This is a genomic window from Acinetobacter sp. CFCC 10889 (assembly GCF_003268395.1).
Taxonomy (GTDB): Bacteria; Pseudomonadota; Gammaproteobacteria; order Pseudomonadales; family Moraxellaceae; genus Acinetobacter.
The window spans coordinates 1-25044 of the sequence record NZ_LQXQ01000022.1 but is presented as its reverse complement, the minus strand read 5'-3'; the positions used below and the strand labels follow the sequence as shown (position 1 = coordinate 25044).

General features: G+C 40.2%; 22 protein-coding genes. 7 read left to right on the top strand and 15 right to left on the bottom strand.

Going from position 1 to position 25044, the window contains the following annotated elements; all coding sequences use genetic code 11:
* Positions 1-80: 80 nt before the first annotated feature.
* The 6 genes from hcaD to hcaE form a co-directional block, all read right to left on the bottom strand.
* Positions 81-1316: a 3-phenylpropionate/cinnamic acid dioxygenase ferredoxin--NAD(+) reductase subunit gene (gene hcaD, locus AVJ19_RS10090; RefSeq protein WP_111859587.1), complete on the bottom strand. Its 1236-nt coding sequence runs from the start codon at positions 1314-1316 to the stop codon at positions 81-83.
* Positions 1317-1332: 16 nt separating this feature from the next.
* Complete coding sequence (locus AVJ19_RS10085) at positions 1333-2295, bottom strand: 3-carboxyethylcatechol 2,3-dioxygenase (protein ID WP_111859586.1); 963 nt, start codon at positions 2293-2295, stop codon at positions 1333-1335.
* 423 nt (positions 2296-2718) lie between these two features.
* Complete coding sequence (gene hcaB, locus AVJ19_RS10075; RefSeq protein ID WP_111859585.1) at positions 2719-3534, bottom strand: 3-phenylpropionate-dihydrodiol/cinnamic acid-dihydrodiol dehydrogenase; 816 nt, start codon at positions 3532-3534, stop codon at positions 2719-2721.
* Positions 3535-3536: 2 nt separating this feature from the next.
* Complete coding sequence (hcaC, locus tag AVJ19_RS10070; RefSeq protein ID WP_068973738.1) at positions 3537-3863, bottom strand: 3-phenylpropionate/cinnamic acid dioxygenase ferredoxin subunit; 327 nt, start codon at positions 3861-3863, stop codon at positions 3537-3539.
* Positions 3863-4381, bottom strand: coding sequence for a 3-phenylpropionate/cinnamic acid dioxygenase subunit beta (gene hcaF, locus AVJ19_RS10065; protein ID WP_087552206.1), 519 nt, complete (start codon positions 4379-4381; stop codon positions 3863-3865). Before hcaF ends, hcaC begins: the two co-directional genes overlap by 1 nt.
* Complete coding sequence (gene hcaE / locus AVJ19_RS10060; RefSeq protein ID WP_068973740.1) at positions 4378-5745, bottom strand: 3-phenylpropionate/cinnamic acid dioxygenase subunit alpha; 1368 nt, start codon at positions 5743-5745, stop codon at positions 4378-4380. Before hcaE ends, hcaF begins: the two co-directional genes overlap by 4 nt.
* 281 nt (positions 5746-6026) lie before the next feature.
* Between hcaE and hcaR the strand changes: the two genes are divergently transcribed.
* The 4 genes from hcaR to AVJ19_RS10040 all read left to right on the top strand — a co-directional run bounded on the left by hcaR (position 6027) and on the right by AVJ19_RS10040 (position 8571).
* Positions 6027-6929, top strand: coding sequence for a DNA-binding transcriptional regulator HcaR (gene hcaR, locus AVJ19_RS10055; RefSeq protein WP_111859584.1), 903 nt, complete (start codon positions 6027-6029; stop codon positions 6927-6929).
* Positions 6930-7213: 284 nt separating this feature from the next.
* Complete coding sequence (locus AVJ19_RS10050; protein WP_416240579.1) at positions 7214-7894, top strand: DUF1345 domain-containing protein; 681 nt, start codon at positions 7214-7216, stop codon at positions 7892-7894.
* A 166-nt stretch (positions 7895-8060) separates the two neighbouring features.
* Positions 8061-8324: a type II toxin-antitoxin system Phd/YefM family antitoxin gene (locus tag AVJ19_RS10045; RefSeq protein WP_068973743.1), complete on the top strand. Its 264-nt coding sequence runs from the start codon at positions 8061-8063 to the stop codon at positions 8322-8324.
* The gene (locus AVJ19_RS10040; protein ID WP_068973744.1) at positions 8308-8571 is read left to right on the top strand and encodes a Txe/YoeB family addiction module toxin; all 264 of its coding nucleotides are present in this window, start codon (positions 8308-8310) and stop codon (positions 8569-8571) included. The genes AVJ19_RS10045 and AVJ19_RS10040 overlap by 17 nt, the downstream gene beginning before the upstream one ends.
* A gap of 96 nt (positions 8572-8667) precedes the next feature.
* Here the strand turns inward: AVJ19_RS10040 and AVJ19_RS10035 are convergent, their stop codons facing one another.
* The 6 genes from AVJ19_RS10035 to AVJ19_RS10010 form a co-directional block, all read right to left on the bottom strand.
* Positions 8668-9525: an alpha/beta fold hydrolase gene (locus AVJ19_RS10035; protein WP_111859582.1), complete on the bottom strand. Its 858-nt coding sequence runs from the start codon at positions 9523-9525 to the stop codon at positions 8668-8670.
* 511 nt (positions 9526-10036) lie between these two features.
* A complete protein-coding gene (locus AVJ19_RS10030) occupies positions 10037-11329 on the bottom strand; it encodes an OprD family outer membrane porin (RefSeq protein ID WP_111859627.1) in 1293 nt (430 codons plus the stop codon).
* A 611-nt stretch (positions 11330-11940) separates the two neighbouring features.
* On the bottom strand, positions 11941-12678 hold the full coding sequence (locus AVJ19_RS10025) for an SDR family oxidoreductase (RefSeq protein WP_111859581.1): 738 nt from the start codon (positions 12676-12678) through the stop codon (positions 11941-11943).
* 155 nt (positions 12679-12833) lie between these two features.
* Positions 12834-13853, bottom strand: coding sequence for a 4-hydroxy-2-oxovalerate aldolase (gene dmpG, locus AVJ19_RS10020; RefSeq protein ID WP_111859580.1), 1020 nt, complete (start codon positions 13851-13853; stop codon positions 12834-12836).
* 11 nt (positions 13854-13864) lie between these two features.
* Positions 13865-14764 (bottom strand): acetaldehyde dehydrogenase (acetylating), encoded by a 900-nt coding sequence (locus tag AVJ19_RS10015; RefSeq protein ID WP_111859579.1) that lies wholly within the window; start codon positions 14762-14764, stop codon positions 13865-13867.
* Positions 14765-14836: 72 nt separating this feature from the next.
* A complete protein-coding gene (locus AVJ19_RS10010) occupies positions 14837-15646 on the bottom strand; it encodes a fumarylacetoacetate hydrolase family protein (RefSeq protein WP_068973751.1) in 810 nt (269 codons plus the stop codon).
* A 448-nt stretch (positions 15647-16094) separates the two neighbouring features.
* Between AVJ19_RS10010 and AVJ19_RS10005 the strand changes: the two genes are divergently transcribed.
* Complete coding sequence (locus tag AVJ19_RS10005; RefSeq protein WP_111859578.1) at positions 16095-16499, top strand: hypothetical protein; 405 nt, start codon at positions 16095-16097, stop codon at positions 16497-16499.
* Positions 16500-16578: 79 nt separating this feature from the next.
* On the opposite strand, the gene AVJ19_RS10000 is transcribed toward AVJ19_RS10005, so the two are convergent.
* The 3 genes from AVJ19_RS10000 to AVJ19_RS22010 form a co-directional block, all read right to left on the bottom strand.
* The gene (locus AVJ19_RS10000) at positions 16579-17247 is read right to left on the bottom strand and encodes an HAD-IA family hydrolase (protein WP_111859577.1); all 669 of its coding nucleotides are present in this window, start codon (positions 17245-17247) and stop codon (positions 16579-16581) included.
* 293 nt (positions 17248-17540) lie between these two features.
* Complete coding sequence (locus tag AVJ19_RS09995) at positions 17541-18488, bottom strand: RluA family pseudouridine synthase (protein ID WP_111859576.1); 948 nt, start codon at positions 18486-18488, stop codon at positions 17541-17543.
* Positions 18489-18975: 487 nt separating this feature from the next.
* On the bottom strand, positions 18976-19167 hold the full coding sequence (locus AVJ19_RS22010) for a hypothetical protein (RefSeq protein ID WP_162626580.1): 192 nt from the start codon (positions 19165-19167) through the stop codon (positions 18976-18978).
* 101 nt (positions 19168-19268) lie between these two features.
* On the opposite strand from AVJ19_RS22010, the gene AVJ19_RS09985 reads away from it, so the two are divergent.
* Positions 19269-22796, top strand: coding sequence for an Rne/Rng family ribonuclease (locus AVJ19_RS09985; RefSeq protein WP_111859575.1), 3528 nt, complete (start codon positions 19269-19271; stop codon positions 22794-22796).
* Between the two features lie 205 nt (positions 22797-23001).
* Positions 23002-24843, top strand: a complete 1842-nt coding sequence (locus tag AVJ19_RS09980) for a long-chain-acyl-CoA synthetase (protein WP_111859574.1) — start codon at positions 23002-23004, stop codon at positions 24841-24843.
* Positions 24844-25044 lie beyond the last annotated feature (201 nt).

The following is a 25044-nucleotide window of genomic DNA, read 5'->3' as shown; positions in this document are numbered from 1 at the left end:
TTTAAAAATCGAAACATAAAAAAACCTGAGCATAAAACCTGAGTAAAATCACTCAGGTTTAAGATGACAAAAAACCGAGATTATTTAACTAACTTACGTAGTTCTTGACTCATATCCAAATGCTTATCTGCTTCAAAATTGGTTTGTTTGCTGATGAGTTTTTTCAAAAGACGCATCTCTTTAGCAGCATTGACGGTGATTCCACCCACAATCACGCCATCAGTCACGCCAAATAAGATGAATGATGATTCAGTAGCTAATTCAGCGTTCATTTCACCACGAATGTGCCATTCAGCAGCAGCCATATCACCGACAAATTGATAATTAATATTCAGTTGATCTGTCCAAAACCATGCAGGATTTGGCGTTGGGTGTTCAACACACATCACATGGCGAGCGAAAATCCCTGCTTGTAAATTGGCATTTTCCCAAGTTTCTACACGACCATATTGACCATTGTCACGTAACTGTGTTGCCACATCGCCTGCCGCATAAATATCAGGATGTGATGTTTGGCAATTTTCATTGACCTGAATAGCAAAGTCTACGTCTAAGCCCGCATCAATTGCTAATTGTGCATTTGGAATAATACCAATGCCGTAAATGACAGCATCTGCACGAAGTTCTTCACCACCCTCAAGTGTGATCACCACTTCTTCACCCTCAAGCTGACACTCAGCAATCTTAGTTTCAAGGCGCACATCGACACCTGCAAGGCGTTGTTGAGCCAACAGGAACTCACTCAAAATACGTGGCGATGAACGTCCCATCACCATGCTGCCCATTTCGATCACGGTCACTTGGCAATCTTTAAAACGTGCAGAAGAAGCAAGTTCTAGACCAATCACGCCACCACCGATTAAAACAATACGACGACCTGCTTGTAGTACGGGAACAAGGGCTTGAGAATCTTCAAGATTACGTAAGGTATAAACATGTTTACCTAATGCATCGAAGTTTGGTAAACGACGTGCCGCACCACCTGTGGCAAGCAGTAACTTATCAAAGGCAATTGTTTCACCATTTTTAAGTTCAACCGTTTTTTCCTCAGCATTGATTTTCACCATACCATTGCCACGGATATGTTCAACACCCAAATCTGCCAATTTCTGTTCTGACAAAATCTCAATTTTGGTTTCATCAGGCTTTAAGATCACATCTTTCGATAAAGGTGGACGTTCATACGGCAGATGGATTTCATCTCCCACCAAAATGATCTTGCCCTCATATTTGTTAGCACGAAGTTCTAAAATGGCGCTCGCACCTGCTTGACCTGCACCAACAATTACAATGGTTTTCGTCTCATTTTGGCTCATGGGAGATTTCCTTTATTTATTTCAATTCAGCAGATACGATGCCAAAGCCCGCAATCCACTCACTAATATCTTCGTAGCAATGTGTGGTCATGTCGTATTCGCCCACTTCATGCATTGCAGCAAAAGCAGCCATCCATGAACGGACTTCCTGACCACCACGACCACCATCTTTACGGATTTCAGCTTCAGTCATCGCTTCAATCGTTGCAAAGTCAGCTTTGGCAAAAGTTTCAAGCAAGGTACGATCCCATTCAGGATTTAATGGCACAGCCACAGAGGTATCACCTGCTGCCAATTTTTGTCCTACAGCAATAATTTTGCCTTGACGTGTATTGCGTGATTCTTCACTTGGATTACGTCCACAAATCAAGAATTCTTCCACTTCAGGCGGTACTGAACCCATTTGTGGTGTCGGTGGATCGTGTGATAAGCCACCTGTTCCTAAAATCAAAACACGTTCATTTTCAAGGTTCAATGATTTAACAAACTGACCGACTGCACGACCTAAAGCCACTGTACGTTTGGTGGTGGGCATCGGTGCAGCAGCACCATTGATGAAAATAGGAATGGTTGGGTAGCGATCCAGTTTTCCACCGCATAAAAAATGTAAGGGTTGCGTTACACCATGATCGGCTTGCATACGGTATGAATAGGCAACATCGACGCCTTCATCTAAAACACGACGCACCAACTGAATTGCTGTTTCTTCAGGTACATCAATTTTATTGTCAATTTTGCCATAGTCCCAATCGCCTGCTGCTGTGGCACGAATCCCCACACAGAAACTTGGCATCAAGTCATAGAAGAAACCATTAAAGTGGTCAGGACCAAAGGTAATGATTAAGGTCGGGTTGTATGCTTCAACTGCTTTGGCAAGTTGAGCAAAAGTCTCACGAACTTTTTGTTCTTTGTATTGTTGTTGCGGTGAAGCAAATTCCATCAATGGACTGTGCGATGCACATATGAGCTTAACAGGCATGTTGGACTCCGAAATAGAAGCAATCACTGAATGAATGTATTTTTGAAATCTCAACTAAACTTTTAAATAACCTAATCAAAGTTTAGTCAACATTTATAAATTGAAATGATTCAGCGGAGTCTTTCCAATGACGTTTAGACTTTCGGAATAACCTTCGGTTCGACCTACTTTTGTTTCGGCAAAAGTAGGCAAAACCATTGTCATTCGCAAAACTCGGCAAAAACCAACTCGTAATAAATACATTCTCAGAAACATTACGTTTTAGATGAAGTCCTGCCTCAAACAGTTGCGAATGACGTTTCCGCGTATCATAAATTTTCAAATATTTACTCAAAGCTTTAAACTCTAAATTGAGTTCCTTACTCCTCAGCAGCACAAGGAAATCAATTTAAATATAAATAAATTTATGAAAATTTTAGTGAATCACTCATCAAAGAAACCTGCACGCGGTTGGCGTAATCCACGAATCCCCAAACCACATTCCGCATTGATCAATACACCTGTGAGTGGGCGATTGTTTTGGCGAGATGCGAGTAAGACATATGAACCAGTCATGTCGGAAGGTTCAGGCAGGAAGTTCAGTGGCATACCACGGGCAATTTTCTCAGGATCACGTGCATCCAATAAGCCTACATTTTCCTGACCTAAAGATGCCGCACCTTTGATATTGACATTCATACCTGAGGGCGCAACGGCATTCACTCGTACTTTAGGCGCAAGCTCATAGGCCAATTCTTTCATAATTCCAACCCCTGCATGCTTAGATGCTGTATATACAGGGCCTCCGCCTGCTGAGTACAAAGCTGAATTAGACAAAGTAAATATGATAGACCCTTCAGAAGCGATCAATGCATCGAGTGCAGCCTTGGCACCAAGGATTAAAGACTTGGTATTAATGCCCATGATTTCATCAAATGCCTTTTCAAGTTGTTCACCTGAAGTATTGACGATATCGGCATAATGATCCCAAATACCTGCATTGCCCACGAAGCAATCGAGTTTGCCAAAGCGTTCAACAGTGGCTTTTACCGCACGGACATTATCTGCATAGTTGGCTACATCACCCTCAATTGCTAAGACTTGACCACCAAAATGTTCATTTAAAGCATCCACTTTGGCTTTAGAACGCTGAAGCACTGCAACTTGTGCACCCTCTTCAATAAAACGCTCCACCAAAGCCCAGCCTAAACCTGAACCACCACCAGTAATCAGTGCAACTTCGCCTTGTAGCCAACCCATGCTTATTCTCCTGCCATTTCTACAAACAATTGACCATCTTCCACAATCACAGGGAATGTTTTGATTGGATCAGTTGCAGGTAGACACAATGCTTCACCTGTTTTTAGACAAAAACGTGCAGAATGTAATGGACATTCCACCGTACCGTCATCTTCAAGATAACCTTCAGACATAGAGGCATTGCCATGTGAACAACGGTCATTCATGGCAAAGAATTCACCATTGTTGTTAAAAACAGCAAGTGCTTCGATACCATTCACGCCGCACTCTACTTTTAGTGCTTCGCCTTCGTCTAACTCGTCAATTTGGCAAACAAAAATTTTATTCATCAGAAGAACACGCTCAAGTTGTGTGAGTTATACGTCACTTGGTCTAGGGTAATTTTACGGTTGAAGATTTGAAAACCTTGCTCGGTATCGACTTTACGGATTTTGTCATGGCGTTTACCACAGTAAATCGTCACGTCTTTTTCTTTCTGTGTACGGTAAAGTAAATAGGTGACGTAAACATCGTATTCACCATCGACTTCCGCCGCTTCAACAATCACATTTGAAACCATATGTGTGGTACGTGACGGAGGTTCTTCCGCCCAAGCCATACCTGTTTCAAGACGCGCAACACGGCGTTCCAGCAAATGTTTATTGTCGTTAAATACCCACGTCGTTGGTGGCTCAACAGAACGACGGCGGTCACGGGTTTGTGCATTTGGTGTGGTGCGAAGCGTATAAGAAATATCTTCTGCAAAGACATCTAACCATTCACGAAATTTCCAATCATCAAGCAGTTTTGCTTCACGATATAAAAATTGGCTGATTTGATGTTGTAATTCGAGGCTGACTAAACTCATTTTACAAGCTCCTGCTCATACGCTTCTGCCGCAGCTTCGACGTCTTCCCATTTTTCATGAATCAGTAAGTCTGCCCAACGACGGTACATACCACGTGCGGCTGTTTCTGAGAAAATGTAGTTGGTGATCCCCGGAATACCATCTTCACGGACTTTCTCATTACCTAAACCCATTTCCATAATGAGTTGGTTTTTACGGGCTTTGTAGCCACGAAGTACTTTTTGAATCTCAATCCAATTCTCAGAATCATCTTGCTCCAAGAAACCTGCAGGACCAAAGGCACGTGTCGCAGAACGCTCAAAAGCTTCTTTCACTTCTTGTGATGCTTCGGCATCGGCAATACAGAATGCCCAGACTTCTGTTTTGTTTGGACCACGTGGATGCCATACACGAAGTGTTGCTGTACCATTCAACCATGACAATGTTGGGAACATGGTGTTGTGACCTGCAAGACGTAAAGCACGGACTTCACCTAAACGTTCTTTGACTTCATCAAATGTTTCACGGAAATAGTTGGCAACCTCACCGTCCACCCAGACGTTTGCATCAGGTTTCTCGGTAAAGAAAAAGCCTGAACCATGACCACGTGAACCGTATTGAATTGCGTCTTTGGCTGTTTCCCAAACAGGACGAGCAGTCTGTGCAGCACCTAATTTTTTAGAGCCTTCATCATCAGGTTTTGCTCCCAGCACTTGTATCGCAGAAGCATGTGAGAACAAAGCATGGTATTGGTCAGATGCAAACTGTTCTGCTGCAAATTTCCAGTTACACTCGATTTCCCATTTGTGTACACCCCCGATGATTTCTGTGCCACCCGGACGACGGTCTAATACACCATCCAAATACCAAGCAATATCACCCATGTATTCTTCAAGATCAGGTGTGCTTTCATCCCAACAACCAAAAATTAAACCTTTATAAGATTTGACACGATTGACTTCGATCAAGCCCCATTTTTCTTTACATGCACCTTGTGGAAATGCACGATCTTCAAGTGGAATATCTTTCAGTGAACCATCAACACCGTATGACCAACCGTGATATGGACATGTGAATGCACGGGTATTACCACAGTCTGCAAAACTGACACGCATCGAACGGTGACGGCATTGATTCAATAATGCTTTGATTGAGCCATCTTTTTGACGCACCACAATGATTGGATCTTCACCCATGTAAGTGTTAAAAAAATCACCTGCCTTTGGAATTTGGCTTTCATGGCAAAGGAATAACCAAGTACGACCGAAAACTCGCTCTAATTCCAATTCATACAAATCAGGATCTGTATAAATAGATGGCGAGATACGTCCATTTTGTGCATCGACCAAAGCGTCGATTTCACGTACATCAATTTTTCCACTCATGAAAGCTCTCCTGCGACAAACGTGGGGTCACAAACAAATTGACTCAACTTTGCACAAATCATCGCTTTTGAAAGGCACTTTATGGAAATATTTATTTTGTTTTAATTAAGATATTTTATGAATTAATAATCCGTTTATTTTTTATCTAAAATTTTAATGAATTGCAATAAATCATTTATTTTCTAAATGGCATAATCATCTTCACGGAATGGATGATTATAGATTATACTCTGCCAGCAACATACTAAGACATTTTTTGGATTACTCTTTGGAAGAGTTATATGGAATTACGACACCTTAGATATTTCATCACTGTGGCTGAAGAACTTAACTTCAGTAAGGCAGCCTTAAAGTTATATACCGCACAACCCTCTCTGAGTCAGCAAATTAAAGACTTGGAAGAAGATGTCGGGGTTAAACTTTTAAACCGAACCAAACGTAAAGTTGAGCTTACTGAAGAAGGTGCTGTGTTCCTTGAACAAGCACGTCTCACCTTAGCGCAAGCGGACAAAGCGGTCGCCATGGCACGTCAAGTTTCCAAAGCCAAACAACAGTTGCTCCGCATTGGTTTTGTACCTGTGGCAGAGATGAAAGTCTTTCCTTATGTACTTCCAAATTTACGTGTTCAAAATCAAGACCTTAAAATTGAATTACTCAGTTTAAATAACCTTGAACAAATGCGTGCTATTCAAAAAGGTGAATTGGACATTACCTTTACCCGTCATAATTTTCACAATGATGAAATTGAAAGTAAATTTGTCCTGCGTGAGCCTTTAATCTTTATCTTGCCTGCGGATCATCCTTTGGCAAAATATGAGCGAATCCCTGTCAAAGCATTGAATGGTATTGATTTTATTATTCCTGCTGAAGAGCAATCGGGAACGCTGCATAATGCTATTTTAGACTTTGCTAAAACTCAAGGTATTGAGTTCAATATTGTGCAAACCGCTGATAATATTTTATTTAATATCAACTCAATTGGTATGGGCTTAGGCTGTACCATTTTGCCGGGTTATATTGCCCCACTCACGATGAATAACTCTGTGATTCGACCTTTAGACGTAGAGTTGCCCTATCTCGACCTTTATGTGAGTTATCGCAAAAATAGCAACTCGTTTGCAGTACAAAAGTTTATCGAACTACTCACTAAAGTGTTTTATCTCGACATAAATCGTGTCGAATAAGAATTATATTTTCACTCTTTTTTATCACATCAACTCACTACTATTTTTTAAATGAATACTAGTGAGTCAAAACCAAGACCTCGTTCACACTTTAAAATGATGTTTGAATGCTATTTTTTAATCTACATCTGTCATTCTCAAAAACTTTAAATGACTACTTTTTGCACCTCATTTATTTCTGCTACTTTTTGACTTTTCATACAACTTAAGTCTAATCACCTCCCATAAATTCGACTAAGATATTTATACATAAAACATAACAATTTTAAGTTTGGGTGATGTTGATGAGGACAATACATACGTTTCACCGCTTCAAGTCAGGAGTGCAATCTCGTCCATACTTTTTTATAAGCTTTATCATGACAGCCCTGCTCTATGTAATGATCGCTTTTTCAACAGATTGGAATTGGTCTACAAATCTATTATTGAGTTGGAATATTGCTATTTTTGTCTATCTTATTTTGACCATGAAAACATTATGGACAACCAATCGGGCGCATATTTTAAAACGAGCACAACAACAAGATGCCAGTAAATGGATCATCCTATTTTTAGTCATTTTAAGCCTAATCATGTGTTTTATTGCGATTATTATTGAATTAACACATTTGCCAAATGATCATATGGTCAAATTAGGGCATTTGATTTTAGCAATGGTCACCATCATTTTCGCATGGTTATTTATGCACACCATTTTTGCGATTCACTATGCGCATGACTTTTATTTAGCAGTCGCCAATCATCAAGATGGGGGCTTAGATTTTCCAAAAACGCCTGAACCGACTTATCCAGAATTTATATATTTTAGTTATGTGATTGGCACTTCTGCACAAACTGCTGATGTTTCTTTAACTTCAAGTTCAATGCGTACACTGAATATTTTACATATCCTTTTGGCGTATGGGTTTAACACCACCATTTTGGCGATCTGTATTAATGTCGCAGCGAGTTTTATTATGAGCTGAGCAACAAAATACTCTTTCATTTACTTCCTATTATAAGTGCTACTTTGACATCACGATCTTATATCTTTACAACATGTACAGAATATTGTACATTTATTTTATACTCCATCGTGTAGATGGTTTAGATTACTTATTCATCGTCCATAGTGGTGATCGAGGTATTTAAATGCATGTATTTACATACACAGATGCACGTAACAATCTAAAAACTGTTTTAGATAAAGTAATAGATGATGCCGATGTCGCTGTAATTACTCGTAAAGAAGGACAGCATGCTGTTGTGATGGGACAAGATTATTACAATAGCATCATGGAAACATTACACCTGTTATCTTCTCCAAGTAATGCTGCACATTTAGCAAAATCAATTGCTGAATTACGCGCATCGAAAGCAGTCGAAAGAGAACTATTAGATGACACGACTGACTAGTTTCACGCCTACAGCTTGGGAAACTTATATTTATTGGCAAAGCCAAGATAGAAAGACGCTCAAAAGAATCAATACTTTAATCAAAGAATGTCAACGTACGCCCTTTGAAGGTATTGGGAAACCTGAAGCTTTACTCGGTGATTTATCTGGATTGTGGAGCAGACGTATAGATGAAAAGAATCGACTGGTCTATGAAGTCACAGATACAGCCATAACCGTAATTTCCTGCCGTTATCACTATGAATAAAAGCATGAGCTAATCCATGCTTTTATTACAACTCTACTCAAAGGGCTAAAAAAGGACAACTTGCGCCATCCTTTTGTTTACTTTGATACAGAAAATTTACACACCACGTGCAGTTAAATAATCTTTAATCACGGTATTAAACTCTTCCGCTTTTTCTACTTGCGACCAGTGACCACACTGACTGAAAATGTGCGCATCGGCATGTGGTACAGTATTTAAAATATCCCATGAACGAGACACTGGAATCACCACATCCTGTACACCATGAATCAATAATACGGGTACAGTAATGTCTTTCATTTTGTCAAAATCGAGTGGAAATTCAAAACGATCACGATCACGTGCGCCAACCACATCCATTAAACGATTTGATGCATAGTCATTTGCAGCAGAAGCGAAACGTACTTTCACCAACTCATCGGTGATTAAGTCTTTGTTTACCACAAACATCGACAAAGTTTTTTTGATGCCTTCTTCTGTCAAAACAGGATTTGCATGTGCTTTCAGTGCTGCTGTTTGTTTTGCACCACCTGTACCCATAGATACAATACCAAGTACACGCTCTGGATAATCCATTGCCAATTGGAATGCCAACCAACCACCAAGTGAGTTACCAACCAACCATGTTTTTTCAATGCCCAGTGCGTCTAAAGTACGGATCGCATGATCAACCCATGCACGAATACCATAAGCAGTATTTGGTGCAACCACTGTTTGACCATAACCAATGGTATCAATCGCGATACAACGTGCTTGCTCACCAATTTGTGGCAAGTTTAACCACCAGTTTGCAGCTGCAGAAACACCTGTACCTGAACCATGTAAAAATAGAATCGGTGTACCCTCACCTATTTCATGATAATGGGTGAGTTCGCCTTCAGCAGTTTCAATCCATTTATCTTCCAAGCCGAAGAATGCATCAGTTTTATAATCTGGGATTTGTACAGTACTCATACCTATTCCTTTTACAGCCTAATCGATGGGTTGAATCCATTTAAAAACGCATCAATATGGATTCAAACTGACTAATTTACAGCTTCATAGTACCTGTGAATTTGAGTGAAATTGATACTTAATAACGATGACAAACTACAAAAAAACGATAATTTAAGTCATTGTTTTAAATAATTTATTAATAATGAAAAGCAACCCTAAATTTTAAATTCATCTAAAAAGTTATTTTTAGAATTAGGGTTACTTAAATGTATATTTATATATTAAGTCACATTGGATTTTGCTATCGCAGGGCGACATGGATGTCGCCGTTAGGCGGGGGTATAGGACATACCCCTCGCCCAACAAAGGATTTTTGTCTTGCGAAGCAATGCTTCTCATCATCCTTCAAAAGTTAGGCATCGCCTACGCAAATCAATTTAAATTTCTCACGATATGAAGGGCTGTGCTAGCTCAACAACCTCCCCAAAAACTTCGATTAGATAAAATTAAGATCTAAAGGAATAAATCCTTAAAACTTATATGTATACGTCGTTGCCACACGATGTTCCTGTAAATCCACAAATCCTGGCACATTGGCATAATTCACATTGATATACATCCATTGAAAACCAAGACCTTTAAGCTTCCCTTCAGGAATTACATAATTCACAATCAAATTATCTTCCTGTTCTTTCCCTCGTGTACCATTGTTATTTTTAATATTTGAACCATCATAATGACGTGCAGTCACAGTCAAACCTTTGGCAAAAGTATCTTTAAAATCATAGGTATAACCTAAACTCCAAGAACGCTCATCTTTACGAATAAAGCTTGCTACCGACCAATTCACCAAATACGGCTGAGGCACCCAACCTGAAAGTGTTGGGAACATCGCATTCACATTACCCGTATCACCAAAAATCTGTTGATAGCCTGCATCTATCGTATGGTTGTCATGTGTCCATGCGCCACGAAGTGAAATTGCTTGGTTATCAATTTCACCATAAATCGCATCACCAGAATCTTGGTTATCGAAATAACGGATATGTGTGGCGATTTTATTGTGCTCATCCAGCTTTTTATTAAAAGCCAAACCAAGATAATTTTGGCGGTAAATATTGTCTACATCCGCATAGAAATAGCTCGCTGCCAACTCAGGTGTCACTTGATAGTCCACACCTGCGATGAGCATACTTTCGCTATCGCCTTCACGAACTTTACCCTTATCCGTATTTAATTCATTGGGCCACAGTCCAAAATCATGTACCTGATTTTCATAGCGAGCATTAACACCATCTAAATAGCCCAAAGTAAGTTTGGTATTTTTAAGGTCTTTAGATTCTAACCAAGCACCCTCAAATGTGGTGAGTAATTGGCGTGATGGGTCGAAATGCACCACAGGTGACATGGGTAAAATTTCACCCACTTTAAGTTCTGTTTGGCTGATTTTGGCTTTTAATGTCGCACCCAATTTTGCATTATCACGGGCTTGCTCTTTGCTGTTGTAATCGTATGGCATAACATAATCATTATCACCACGATCTCCACTTAAACGGAATGCATACTGTGCCAAAACATCGACACCCACCTGTACAGGACCAAGTTCTGCATAACCTGATTTAGCATCCAATGTTACTGCCTGTGACCAACTACCAAAATCTTGAGGCTTAGTCTGATCTGGTTGATCAATTTGACGATCTAAGAAAAAGTTGCGAAATTTGAGTTGAACTTGACTGTCTTCTACAAACGCTGCATGCGTTGCCGTTGTCCCTAAAACTGCTGTTGCAGTACACATTGCTATCCATAATGATTGACGGCGCATCGCTGTTTTCCATAAAACAAAATCTAAGCGGACATCATGCAAAATGCAACTTTGAGAATACATCCGACCACAGTCTGACAATATCCACACTTTTAAGGCTTGAGCGAAAGCAACGATTTCCCTCTTATTTTTTTAATATTTTTTAACAATAAGTACTTTTTAGCCAATATTTCTCTTTAAGATTTTATCCTCACAAAATAATAGAGATTATTAACAAATAAATAAGATGATTATTATATTATGAAATCTTTTAGCGTTTTTAAGTTTAAAAATATTTTTAATTTTGCATTTTTAATTTTTTTATTTATAAGAAATAGCGTTTACATAAAAGAAATTAACTATATTTAATTCAATAAATTGTCTATTTTGATTTATTCAACCAAATAAAAAGCGCTCTTTCGAACTAATGCCAGTCAGTTAAGGATTTTTGAATCCTCCCCAACCCTCCTTTTCCAAAGGAGGGAGTTTTTCATTACTAAAAATCATTTAGTTACAAGAAGTTCCCCTCTTTTTCAAAGAGGGGTTAGGGGAGATTTTAGGAATTTTTCAAATAATTTTGCTTAACTGATCAGCATTACTCTTTCGAACGCCTCTATTTTACAAAGAATATCTTAAGCAAAACCACCATTGACCCGAATCACTTGTGAATTGATCCAACGCCCATCTGCACCTGCCAAAGTTGAAACCACACTCGCAATTTCCTCAGGTTGCCCAATGCGTCCCAACGGAATCTGCTGAGCAATCGCATTAATTTGTTCTTCGGATTTACCTTTATAAAACAACTCAGTTCCTGTCGGTCCGGGCGCAACTGCATTCACTGTAATGTTTCGACCTTTCAATTCATTGGCAAGTACATGCACCAAGCCCTCTACCCCTGCTTTGGATGCAATATAAGGTCCATAATTTGGAAATGATTTGGCAATCACACTACTCGTTAGCGCAATGATTCGTCCACCATCGGCAATTTGCTCTGCTGCATGTGCAAACATGAGAAATGCACCACGTAAGTTAATCTGAATCATACGATCAAAATCCGCCAAACTTTCAGGTGAAATTTTTGCCATGCTCATACTGCCTGCGCTGTGTACCACCACATCAAGCTGTCCATGCAAGGCTTTGACTTCATTGAATAATCGTTTTACATCCTGCTCATTGGATACATCCGCTTGGATCGCAGAAGCTTGTCCACCTTGGGCAATAATGTCTTGAACCGTATGGTCTGCATCAGCCACATTACCTGCATAATTCACCACAACATAGAAGCCATCTTTTGCCAAACGCTGTGCAATCGCTCGACCAATCCCACGTGAAGCACCTGTGACCAAGGCTGTTTTAATTGCTGTATTCATATTTTCACTTTTAAAGATTATTTTTCTAAAATATTCAAAAATAAATGAATCGTCAAAACAGGAATTGTTGAAAATTTTATCTAAACGTCCAAAGCAAAAAAAGCGCCCTTTCGGACGCTTTCATTAACTTCAATTTTCAATAAAATATTTAAAAATTAAGCATTGGCTTCTTTGGTTTTAGACATGGTTAATGCAAGATCTTCAATCATATCTTCCTGACCGCCCACCGTACCACGGCGACCCAATTCAAGCAGAATTTCACGCGCCGATACACCATATTTTGCTTCAGCACGTTTCGCAAATAATAGGAATGAAGAATACACACCTGCATAACCTAAAGTCGCAGCATCACGATCTGCACGAATCGGATGTTGTAGCATTGGCACAACCAATTCTTCAGCAATATCTTGTACTTTAAATAAATCCACACCTGTTTCGATTTGCATACGGTTCGCCACCGCAACAAACAGTTCCAATGGTGTATTGCCTGCGCCTGCACCTAAACCTGCAGAAGCCAAATCAATACGTTTTGCACCTGCATCAACAGCAGCCACAGAGTTCGCTACGCCCATGCCTAAGTTATGGTGACCGTGGAAACCGATTTCGATTTCTGCTGCTAAATTTGCACGTAAGATACCGACGCGATCAGTCACATCCTGTGGAAGCATATACCCTGCTGAATCAGTCACATAAATACAGTTTGCACCGTAAGACACCATTTTTTGTGCTTCTTCAAGTAATTTCTCAGGAGTAGCCATGTGTGCCATCATCAAGAAACCCACAGTGTCCATACCAAGTTTACGTGCAGCAGTAATATGTTGTTCTGAAACATCTGCTTCGGTTGAATGCGTTGCCACACGAATGGTTGCGACACCGACATCATGCGCCATTTTTAAATGATCAACCGTACCAATACCCGGTAACAGTAAAGCTGAAACTTTGGCTTGTTTCAGGTTTGGGATCACCGCTTTTAAATATTCTTCATCAGTTGCAGCAGCGAAGCCATAGTTGACCGAGTTACCACCTAAGCCGTCACCATGCGTCACTTCGATTAACGGTACACCCGCATCATCGAGTGCAGTTGCAATCGCAACCATTTGCTCAGGGGTTGTTTGATGGCGCATTGGATGCATACCATCACGTAAAGTCATATCATTAATCATAATCTTAGACATGAAAATGCTCCTTATGCTTCTACTTGGTTAGCGATCAGACGTTCTGCAAACATTTCTGCGGTACGTGCTGCAGCTGCAGTCATGATGTCGAGATTGCCTGCATATTTTGGTAAATAGTCACCCAGACCTTCAACCTCTAAGAACATCGATACACGGTTGCCATCAAATACAGGACCATTCACCAATTTATAACCTGGGACGTATTTCTGAACTTCTTTAATCATGGCATGTACGGATTCAGTAATCGCTGCTTGATCAGGCTCACCTTCCACTAGGCAATGCACAGTGTCACGCATCATCAGTGGTGGCTCAGCAGGGTTAATGATAATGATCGCTTTACCTGCTTTTGCACCACCCACCTGTTCAATTGCACCCGCAGTGGTACGGGTGAATTCATCAATATTTTTACGTGTACCTGGACCGACTGATTTAGTCGATACAGTTGCAATAATTTCACCATATTCAACCGCCTGAACACGTGAAATCGCAGCCACCATCGGAATCGTTGCCTGACCACCACAAGTCACCATGTTTACATTTGGCAAATCACCTGCTTCAAGCAAAGCTTCAAGGTTTACAGGTGGTACACAGAATGGACCAATCGCCGCAGGCGTTAAGTCAATCATCTGTACACCAAGCTCGTTGAGCTTACGGCTGTTTTCAGCGTGTACATATGCAGAAGTCGCATCGAAAGCAATTTTAATATCATCTTCTAAAACATGAGGAAGCAGACCATCGACACCTTCAGCAGTGGTTTTAATACCCATTTTTGCAGCACGTGCCAGACCTTCAGATGTTGGGTCAATCCCTACCATCCATACAGGTTCTAAAAACTCACTGCGTTGTAATTTATAAAGTAAATCAGTACCAATATTTCCTGGACCGATCAATGCACATTTAATCTTTTTCATGAACAATATCTCTTAACGCTAAGTTGTAAAATGCAAGGCGTTGTAAAACTCAAGACCTAATAAAATTCAGATTTATTCAGCTGCAAAAGCCGCAGTCACTGAACCAAAACCTTCAATTTCCACAACAAATTCATCACCTGCATGTGCCACAACCATTGGACCCAATGCACCAGTCAAAATAATGTCACCTGCCAGAAGTGGACGACCACGACGTACCATTTCATCTGCCAACCAAACAGCTGCATTGAGCGGATTTGAAAGACAGGCTTTACCCACACCTTGAGAAACCACTTCACCGCTACGTGTCATGGTCATTTTGCAATTTACAAGGTCAAGATTTTCAAGTTTGACAGGCTTAGAACCGAGTACATAGGCTGCAGAAGACGCATTATCAGCAACAGTATCAATCAGTGAAATTTTCCAGTTTTCGATACGGCTATCGACTACTTCAACCGCAGGCAAGGCATATTCTGTTGCACTGATAATGTCTGCATAAGTATGTTTTTCTTGGGTTAAATCCTTATTGATCACTAACGCAATTTCAGCTTCAACTTTCGGTTGAATGAGCAAACCTGCAGGAATGGCTTCACCATCACCAAATGCCATATCAGCGAATAACATTCCAAAATCAGGAGAATCAACACCTAACTGCTTTTGTACTGCAATTGAAGTCAGACCAATTTTGCGCCCTACTAAACGACGACCCTCAGCAATCGCACGTTTGGTATTTTCTTCCTGAACGGCATAGGCGATATCTACATCGGCACTTTCACCCCCAAGTTGTGGACGAACAGGCGCAATCGCCGTTTTTGATAATTCAGCTTCTCTTAAAGCCAAAGCAACCGATTCAACACTTGTTTGAACAACAGCAGAATTCGACATCATGTTTCCTTAAACTGCAAAATGGACTGAATACCGTTTTAGATGGCTGAATCTCGACATTACCCAATGAGAGATTTTGCTGGGATGATCAGATCAATCTCTGCAGTTCTACTGCATCTGAACACCATTTTTCTTTAAAACGTGTACTTTTATGAACAGTTTAAGCATCGGTAAATTGCTGTTTTTGTGCCAATACTTATTTTATTTATGACAATAGTTAGAACCTATAAATCTTTATCCATATTTTTAGATGAATAAACAAGCGTTAAAAATCAATTAGAAATACCCGTAAATTACTCAGAATTCAGGTCGTTGTTATTTTTGAGGGAACTTTATTCTACGACTAAATGCTAATATAGAGCATTCAAATGAGCCATCCCCAATATTCATATAAACCACTAAAATAGACATTTCAGTGATAATAAAACAGTACATTCAGGCATATACAATGATCTCTAAACTTCAAAAAACTATTCTTTTTACAAGCCTTTCCCTAGCCTCCATTGGCACTGCTTGGGCTGAAAATTACCAATCTGCACTCAAAGGGAAATATATTATTTTAGACGGTGCGAGTTGTGCAGGCTTAAAGTTTAATGCTCAAGCCACTGCAGCTGCATGGCAAAATGAAATGGAATGTTCTCGTGGTTATGACAATAAAGATGCTTGGCGGATCACATGGATTTCACCTGATATTTTTATGATGACTGAAGTCATTCGTCCTAATGAAATCTCACCACCTCGTAATGATATTTATAAAATCATGAAAATTCAGAATAAAACCGTTACTATGACCAACTATTGGACAGGTTGGGGTGCACATAAACCCGATATTCAAAAGTTTAAAATTAAATAAGTTCAAAGCTACGTTATAAAAATAACGTAGCTTTTTTCATATTTATTAAGGTAGCTCTACTACAAGAATATATAGATCATCAAGCCACATCTGAAGCACTGATTTTTGATTTTAAAAAATCATGCAAAGTGCTGACATCATTCGCAATCGTTAATGGATTAAAGCTTTGTAAAACTTCAATACGATGCACGCCATAACTCACACCTACACGAGGCATCGCAATGTTTTTCGCCATTTCCAAATCATAAGAAGTATCACCGACCATAATCGCACGATCAGCTTGAATCCCTATGTGTTGTAAAATTTCAGCCAACATTAATGGATCAGGTTTAGACTTGGTTTCACTCGCTGCACGGGTTACGGTAAATAAATCACGACTGTTGGTTTGCCCTAACACACGATCTAAACCTTTACGGCTTTTACCTGTTGCCACTGCCAAGTGAATATCCTGACTTTTTAAATCATGCAACATTTCTGACACACCTGCAAACCACTGATCACCTTTGGAATGCTCCACATAATGATCACCATAGCATTTTAAAATTTCTGTATGCAGTTCAGGCACAGTTGGAAATAAAACCTGAGCCACTTCAGGCAAACCTAAACCGATAATACTTTTTGCAGCTTCAGGTGTTAAAGGTTGCTCAAATTGCTCAGCAGCAAACAATAAACTCGCCACAATCTGCCCGACAGAATCAAACAGTGTTCCATCCCAGTCAAAAATAATCAGTTCTACAGGTTTTTGCATTTTTCACTCTTAACTCAATCATGCAAAACATCTTATTCACGATCAAATCTGATACGCGGAAATGTCATCCGCATTTGTTTGAGACAGGACTACATTGAATAAGTAATGTTTCTGCGTAATATTAATCAAAAATAGGTAGTGAACGAGTTCTGCGGTGAGCAGTGAAACTGCGCAAGATGGTTTTCTTGCGAAGCTCCGCTTCTCATTTTGTCTAAACAAATAAGTCGAACCGAAGGTTATTTCCAATCATTTAAACTTAATCGGAAAGACTCCGTAGTGCTATTCATTACATTTTATATCGTAGGCTTATCCGCTTTCTGCGATCTTAACTGCGCCACCAAACTCTGCATATCTTCAGGCAAAGGCGCTTCAATCACAGGATAACCTGGAATTTCCAAACGCATCGCATGTAAACACAAACGACGTGGATTTGGACCACGATATTCAGTTTCATGTCCATACTTATCATCCCCAACCAACGGATGACCAATACTCAAACCATGCACACGAATCTGATGGGTACGCCCTGAAAGAGGCGAAGCATGCACCAAAGTTGCATGCATAAAGCGTTCAGCGACTTTCCATTGTGTCTTAGATTCTTTACCGTCTTTTGACACACGGACACGACGTTCGCCATTTGCCAATTCATAACGCAATAAAGGTTGATCAATCAATTGACTGTCTAAGCTCACCTGACCTTTAGCAATCGCAGCATAGGTTTTCTGAATTTTATGTTCACGTAACAAATCTTGCAGTGTTTTCAATATACTGCGTTTTTTAGAAATCATCACCAAACCAGACGTATCACGGTCAATACGATGGATCAATTCTAAATATTTTTTACCTGTTGCAGCACGCAACCCTTCAATCAAACCATAAGCAACACCGCTACCACCATGTACTGCGATGCCAGATGGCTTATTGACCACCATTAAACCTTCATCTTCATAGACCACACGGCTTAATAAACTTTGCGCGACTTTATCCGAAACAGGCACAGCATCTTCTTTTTGCTCAAAGCGAATCGGTGCAACACGGATCTGATCGCCAATTGCGAGCTTAGTTTCAGCCTTAACGCGCTTTTTATTGACACGAACTTGACCCTCACGAATCAAACGATAGATGCGACTTTTCGGCACACCTTTTAAACGTGAAAATAAAAAATTATCAATACGTTGAGCTTCCTGATGTTCGTCGACTTCAAACCAGGTGACACTTTGCCAGTCTTGCGTAGAATTCATACAGTTACGATGACCTAATAAAACGAAATTTTGATTAAAAACTGATCACTTAGACTATACATTTCATACAAAATAACCGTATAGCCCATAGGCAGATGATGCAAGGTTTGCTATAGTCAGCGCACGGATACCACCGTAAGTGAACTTTACAATTATGATTTCAAAAACTTTTGAAACAAAAAACTTTTTGAAAACCAGACTGTATCAAACATTCACCCAAAGCTCGGAATGGTCCCAAAAGAATATGCCGACGCCGATGGCTTATTATATCGGCAAAATGACAGACTGTTGCGTTTAATTGTACTTAAAGTACATAAATCAGTTTGTTTAAAAATATATGCGCCAACCTCTACGTTGGTTTTTAAACATAAACTGATACACATCAGACAAGTCGCTAGAGCAATTTCAGGACATCAGTGTTTGAGGCATTGGAACTGCACAACTTGTAAAGATACGATGATAATTCCGTATCAAGACAAACTTGATCTCAAATAAGACGAGTTGATCTTCGAGCAATACGTGCCAGTGAAAGACGACAAACAGTCATCCAATGCACCACTTTTTTCGTACCAGTGAACTGCTCAAAAACTTTAATCGTGCAAAGGTTAAAGCAGTATTGCAACATCACAGAGATGTAATTCCCCGCCCATTCACAGGCAGGCAAATCATCTTTAGACACATTAAGATTTATTTAAAATCCATAATGTATTTCTAAACCATGATGTTTGTTAGACTAAAACAGCGAGTTGTCAGTGTGGATCACTATTAGGTGTTACACCCATGAAACGTATGTTGATCAATGCAACACATGCCGAAGAAATTCGCGTTGCACTTATCACTGGTCACCGCCTTTACGATTTTGACTTAGAAAATCGCACGCGTGAACAAAAGAAAGCCAATATCTACAAAGGTCACGTGACTCGTGTAGAACCCTCTCTTGAAGCTGTATTTGTAGAATATGGTGCAGGTCGTCAAGGTTTCTTGTCGATGCGCGAAATTGCCAATTCTTATTACAAAGCAGACCCTCGCCAAACTTCAAATATTCGTGAATTGATTACTGAAGGCACAGAACTTCTTGTTCAAGTTGAAAAAGAAGAACGTGGCAATAAAGGTGCTGCCCTTTCGACTTATATTTCACTTGCTGGTCGTTATTTAGTCTTGATGCCAAACAATCCGAAAGGTGGTGGTATCAGTCGTCAAATTTCAGGTTCAGTTCGTGAAGAACTCAAAGAAATGTTGGCGTCTTTAAATACTCCACGTGGTATGAGCGTCATCGTTCGTACCGCAGGTATTGGTCGTTCACAAGAAGAATTACAACTCGACTTACAGCATTTGCTTGACCTTTGGGCGCAGATTCAAGGCACTGCAAGTTCTGGTCCATCACCAATGTTGGTGCATCAAGAAGCGGGTGTCGTGACACGTGCGATTCGTGATTATCTACGTGATGATGTTGCAGAAATTTTAATTGATTCTGAGCAAGCCTATAACGAAGCCTATAACTTTGTTAAAGCAGTAATGCCTAACCAACTCGACAAACTCAAAACATATACCATCAATGAACCATTATTTGCTCATTTTGGTATCGAAAGCCAAATCCAAACTGCTTATGAACGTGAAGTAAAACTTCCATCGGGCGGTTCTATTGTCATCGACCAAACTGAAGCATTGGTTTCTATTGATATTAACTCTGCGAAATCTACTCGTGGTCATGATGTTGAAGAAACAGCATTAAGTACTAACTTAGAAGCCGCTGAAGAAATTTCTCGTCAACTCCGTTTACGTGATATTGGCGGTTTAGTCGTAATCGACTTTATCGACATGACCAAAGAACGTAACCAACGCATGGTTGAAGCGAAACTTCGTGAAGCAACACAAAGTGACCGTGCACGTATCCAATTCGGTCAATTGTCACGTTTTGGTTTAATGGAAATGAGCCGTCAACGCTTACGTCCATCGCTTGAAGAAGCAACAGGTTATGTTTGCCCTCGCTGTCATGGCACAGGCATGGTACGTGACTTACGTTCTCTTTCTCTTTCAATTATGCGTAAAGTTGAAGAGATTGCACTCAAAGAACGTCATGGTGAAGTTCAAGTGGAAGTGCCTGTAGAAATTGCTGCATTCTTATTGAATGAAAAGCGTCACAGCCTTGTTTACTTAGAACAAACATCAAATGTACGTGTGACAGTATTGCCGCATCCACATTTAGAAACACCACATTACGAAATTTCGTATAACCCTGAAGGCTTTGCCCCAACAAGCTATGAACGTACTGAAGCAACACGTTCAAGCGAAAAAGAATTGGGTTATGAGTCTTCTGAATGGCATTTAGAAGAAGAACAACACGCTGCTGCTCAACAAAACCAAGCAGCACCTGTTCAAAATCAACAAAACCAAAAGCAAGGCAATAGAAAGCAACACGCTGCCCAAACACAACAACAAAAGCCTCAACAGGCAGTACAAGCACAAGTTGCTCAACCATCATCTAGTCCATGTGCTTGGTTAGAAAATTTGTTTGTTCAAAAACAAGCAACGACTATTGATCAATCACGCTCTGCAAATAATGCAGCTGCTGCCATTGAACAAATGGTCAATGGTGGTGCTGTAAGTCGTGGTCAATTTGGTCAAGTTAATACAACACCTGTGGCTGTTGAACCACAACGCCCTGTGGTAGAAACCAATGCTTATTTAAGTCACACGCCTGTTCAAAAAAATGAACAACGTGATTACGCTGAAAAAACGTTTGAGAAAGATGAAAAATCTCAACGCAACAATAAAAAGCGTAACAACAATAATAAGCACAAAGAAACACGCGAACAATCACATGAACAAAATCAAGTGATTGAAGAAGTTGCTCAAGCACCACGTCATGAGCAACGCCAAGAACAACGTGAACCACGTCAAGAGCAACGCCGTCAACCAAAACCTCAGCGTACTCAACATGAACAACAAGCAAATGAAACACATGAGCAAGCTGTTCCACGTCGTGATCGCAACAACCATCAACGTCCAAACCGCCCAAATCGCCACCGCGATACAAGCGTGTTTAACGATGAGCAAAATCCAACTGCTGCACAGGCACAGACAAGTGCTGCACCTGCTGAAACAAAAACAGTAGAAAAAGCCGCAAGTCTTAAAGTGAACTTGGTTGATGCACCACGCAACGAAACCATGACAACAGCATTGGTTGTAAACGTGGATCAAGCGCAAAGTGAGATCATCGCTTTAGCACCTCAACAGAAAGTAGCTCCTGTTGCCAAAGAAACAACAACTCCTGTTGTTGCTAAAACAGAAGTCAGCAAACCAACACAACAACAGACTATACAACCTGTTGTTGAGGAAAAAGCTGAAGTTACACCTGCACCAGAGCAACACGTTGAACAAACGAATCAACCTGTAAAACGTGCAAGCAATGACCCACGCCAACGCCGTCGCCAACAACGTGATGCAGCAAAAACTGCACCTGTTAAAACACCTAAACTTACACCATCACAAGTGCCAACTTTAGGTCAATTTACTGTTGGTAGCTTGATCCGTCATGTTTATGGTGAAGACTGTGCTGTATTGATTGAACAGTTTGGACTCATTCCAACATTTAATCGTGCATTACAAAAGTTCACTGATGAGTATGCTTCTACACAACAAGTCAATGAAGCTGAAGTTGCAGTTGAGAAGAAAGCGGTCACTCGTGATGTAGAAATCACCAAAGCAGCACCAGAAGCAGAACCTGCACCAGTGTTGGATTTAACACCACCAAAACCTGTTTCAGACAACCGTGTCGCAAATGATCCACGTGAGCGTCGCCGTTTAGCAAAACTTGCTGCTGAACAAGCGAAGCAAGCTCATGTCGAGCAAAAACACACGACTGAAGCTGAAACAACAGCTGCGGAAGTAACAACATCAGAACCTGTTGCTCCCCCTGTGAATGAAGAAAAAGCAGTAGCTACTGAAATAACTTCATCACAAAGCGAAAGTGCAGTATCAAGCGAAGAAGTCTTAACAGATGAAATTGCACCTGTAGTTGAAGTTTCATCTACAGTTAAAGCTGATGAGCCTGAGCCTATTGCCGAAGCTACACCTCAAGTAGATGTACAAGCGGAAGAAGTCGAAACTGTGGTCGCTGCAAAAGCTGAAAAGCAACCAAAAGCCAAAGCACAGCAAAACTTAGCACTTGAAGCTGAAGCAACGGAAAAAACCAGTAAAAAGACTGAGGATGAAGATGCTGAAAAAGCAGATGGTGAGAAACCAGCTCGCCCTCGTCGCCCTCGTGGTCGCCCACCAAAGAAAAGCACACCGCCTACAGCAGAATAATTTGCTGAATTGCGGGTGATTTTATAGAACCTAGTCATTTCGATGACTAGGTTTTTTGCTATTTTAAATAGTATTTTTATAAGTTTTGTCAAATTAGGTTGATTGCACTAGGCGATACCATTAAAAGGACAACTGTAAAATTGATGTAAAGTCACTCGCCAACAAAATAGACCTTATTGGATTACGAAAAATAAATAGGATGCTTATGAGCGCAAATACACAAACCGATCTTATTGGGATTACAGATGTCGCAGCACGATTACCACAATTTCTCAATAAAGTACCCAATTTACTCACTGGGCTAAAACAAGCTTATTTACGCACACCAAACACACCTTCTGGTTTAGGTTTAGCCTTTGAACGTGCGGTAAAACGTAATCCATACGGTGATGCCTTACTATTTGAAGACCAACGTTTTAGTTACAAAGAACTCAACAATTGGGCAAACCAAATCGCACACTACTATCTCTCCATAGGTGCAAGCAAAGGTGATGTCATCACTGTGATGATTGAAAACCGCCCTGAGTTGATTGCAACTGTAATTGCTTTGGCAAAGATTGGCGTGACATCTGCACTAGTCAACACTTCCCAAGTTGGTAAAGTGCTTGCCCACAGCATCAATCTCGTAAACCCAATTGCCATTATTGTTGGGGAAGAATGCCGTGCCGCAGTCGATGATATTCGTCAAGACTTGAAAATCGCAGAAGATCGCTTCCATTGGTTTGCTGACCAAGAAACTCTAAAAGATGCAGGTCAAGCACCTAAAGGCTATGTCAACATTGCAAACGTGATCGATGCGTTCCCTAAATTCAATGTGCCAACGACTCACAAAGTCACAGGCAAAGATGGATTATTTTACATCTATACCTCAGGGACTACAGGTTTACCTAAAGCGGTTATTTTTACCAATAGCCGCTGGATGTTAGCTTTTGGTACTTATGGGCATGTGCTGAATCTCAATGAAGATGATGTCATGTACTGCACCCTGCCGCTCTATCATGCTACAGGAATGGTGGTCTGTTGGTGTGGTGTCCTTGCAGGTGCATCAACACTTGCCATTCGCCGCAAATACTCAACCTCTGGCTTTTGGACAGATGTTAAAAAGTTCAATGCTTCTGCCATTGGTTATGTCGGTGAACTCTGTCGCTACTTGATGGATGCACCTGAATCAAAAGCTGACCGTGATCATCGTGTGACTAAAATGATCGGAAATGGTATGCGTCCAAATATTTGGAGCAAATTTAAACAACGCTTTGGTATCAAAGAAATTTTAGAACTCTACGCATCAAGTGAGGGCAATGTCGGTTTCAGTAATATTTTTAACTTTGACAATACGGTTGGCTTCTCACCAATTCCTTATGCAATCATCCAATTTGACAAAGAAAAGAATGAAGCTGTCCGAGACAAAAAAGGTCAATGCATTAAAGTCAAAAAAGGTGAAGTAGGCTTACTGCTGGGTAAAATTACCAAACGCTCACCTTTTGATGGTTATACCGACCCTGAAAAAAATAAATCTGTCATCATGCATGATGTCTTCAATAAAGGCGATTCCTACTTTATTACAGGTGACTTAGTACGTGACATAGGCTTCCGTCATGCACAATTTGTTGACCGTTTAGGAGATACTTTCCGTTGGAAAGGTGAAAACGTATCGACCACTGAAGTTGAAAATATTGTTAGTGAATACGATAAAATCACTGAAGCTGTGGTTTATGGCGTAGAAATTCCAAATACCAATGGTCGTGCAGGTATGGCAGCCATTACCCTCAATGATGGTGCTGAGTTAACAGAACAAGACTTAACCAATATGGTTACTGAGTTCAAAAAAGGCTTACCTTCTTATGCTGTACCCGTATTTTTACGTATTCAAGAAGCTGTAGAAACCACAGGTACATTTAAATACCAAAAAAATAAGCTCAAAGAACAAGGCTATGATCCGAAAAAAACCTCTGATCGCTTATTTGTTCTTTTACCAAATGCAAATAGCTATTGCGAGATTAACGATGAAATTTGCCAAAACATAGAAGCTTATAAATACCGTTTCTAATGTTATGTTCGGCTATAAATGCACTTTTTTCGCAAATAAACGCCAAAATTGTGTTATTTATAACCGAACGTTGCAAACTTTTATAATTTTTGCTTGCGCTCTATCAATAACTTGCTAAAATACGCTCCATCAAAACAAAGTGCTGTTTTAAGAATAATCTTCTTAAGTCCGCATATTCAACTTAGTTTGAATATTTGTATT

What these genes read in the sequence shown, in the direction of transcription:
- hcaD (WP_111859587.1), bottom strand. Translation starts at nt 1,316, where the DNA reads ATGAGCCAAAATGAGACGAAAACCATTGTAATTGTTGGTGCAGGTCAA.
- AVJ19_RS10085 (WP_111859586.1), bottom strand. Translation starts at nt 2,295, where the DNA reads ATGCCTGTTAAGCTCATATGTGCATCGCACAGTCCATTGATGGAATTT.
- hcaB (WP_111859585.1), bottom strand. Translation starts at nt 3,534, where the DNA reads ATGGGTTGGCTACAAGGCGAAGTTGCACTGATTACTGGTGGTGGTTCA.
- hcaC (WP_068973738.1), bottom strand. Translation starts at nt 3,863, where the DNA reads ATGAATAAAATTTTTGTTTGCCAAATTGACGAGTTAGACGAAGGCGAA.
- hcaF (WP_087552206.1), bottom strand. Translation starts at nt 4,381, where the DNA reads ATGAGTTTAGTCAGCCTCGAATTACAACATCAAATCAGCCAATTTTTA.
- hcaE (WP_068973740.1), bottom strand. Translation starts at nt 5,745, where the DNA reads ATGAGTGGAAAAATTGATGTACGTGAAATCGACGCTTTGGTCGATGCA.
- hcaR (WP_111859584.1), top strand. Translation starts at nt 6,027, where the DNA reads ATGGAATTACGACACCTTAGATATTTCATCACTGTGGCTGAAGAACTT.
- AVJ19_RS10050 (WP_416240579.1), top strand. Translation starts at nt 7,214, where the DNA reads ATGAGGACAATACATACGTTTCACCGCTTCAAGTCAGGAGTGCAATCT.
- AVJ19_RS10045 (WP_068973743.1), top strand. Translation starts at nt 8,061, where the DNA reads ATGCATGTATTTACATACACAGATGCACGTAACAATCTAAAAACTGTT.
- AVJ19_RS10040 (WP_068973744.1), top strand. Translation starts at nt 8,308, where the DNA reads ATGACACGACTGACTAGTTTCACGCCTACAGCTTGGGAAACTTATATT.
- AVJ19_RS10035 (WP_111859582.1), bottom strand. Translation starts at nt 9,525, where the DNA reads ATGAGTACTGTACAAATCCCAGATTATAAAACTGATGCATTCTTCGGC.
- AVJ19_RS10030 (WP_111859627.1), bottom strand. Translation starts at nt 11,329, where the DNA reads ATGCGCCGTCAATCATTATGGATAGCAATGTGTACTGCAACAGCAGTT.
- AVJ19_RS10025 (WP_111859581.1), bottom strand. Translation starts at nt 12,678, where the DNA reads ATGAATACAGCAATTAAAACAGCCTTGGTCACAGGTGCTTCACGTGGG.
- dmpG (WP_111859580.1), bottom strand. Translation starts at nt 13,853, where the DNA reads ATGTCTAAGATTATGATTAATGATATGACTTTACGTGATGGTATGCAT.
- AVJ19_RS10015 (WP_111859579.1), bottom strand. Translation starts at nt 14,764, where the DNA reads ATGAAAAAGATTAAATGTGCATTGATCGGTCCAGGAAATATTGGTACT.
- AVJ19_RS10010 (WP_068973751.1), bottom strand. Translation starts at nt 15,646, where the DNA reads ATGTCGAATTCTGCTGTTGTTCAAACAAGTGTTGAATCGGTTGCTTTG.
- AVJ19_RS10005 (WP_111859578.1), top strand. Translation starts at nt 16,095, where the DNA reads ATGATCTCTAAACTTCAAAAAACTATTCTTTTTACAAGCCTTTCCCTA.
- AVJ19_RS10000 (WP_111859577.1), bottom strand. Translation starts at nt 17,247, where the DNA reads ATGCAAAAACCTGTAGAACTGATTATTTTTGACTGGGATGGAACACTG.
- AVJ19_RS09995 (WP_111859576.1), bottom strand. Translation starts at nt 18,488, where the DNA reads ATGAATTCTACGCAAGACTGGCAAAGTGTCACCTGGTTTGAAGTCGAC.
- AVJ19_RS09985 (WP_111859575.1), top strand. Translation starts at nt 19,269, where the DNA reads ATGAAACGTATGTTGATCAATGCAACACATGCCGAAGAAATTCGCGTT.
- AVJ19_RS09980 (WP_111859574.1), top strand. Translation starts at nt 23,002, where the DNA reads ATGAGCGCAAATACACAAACCGATCTTATTGGGATTACAGATGTCGCA.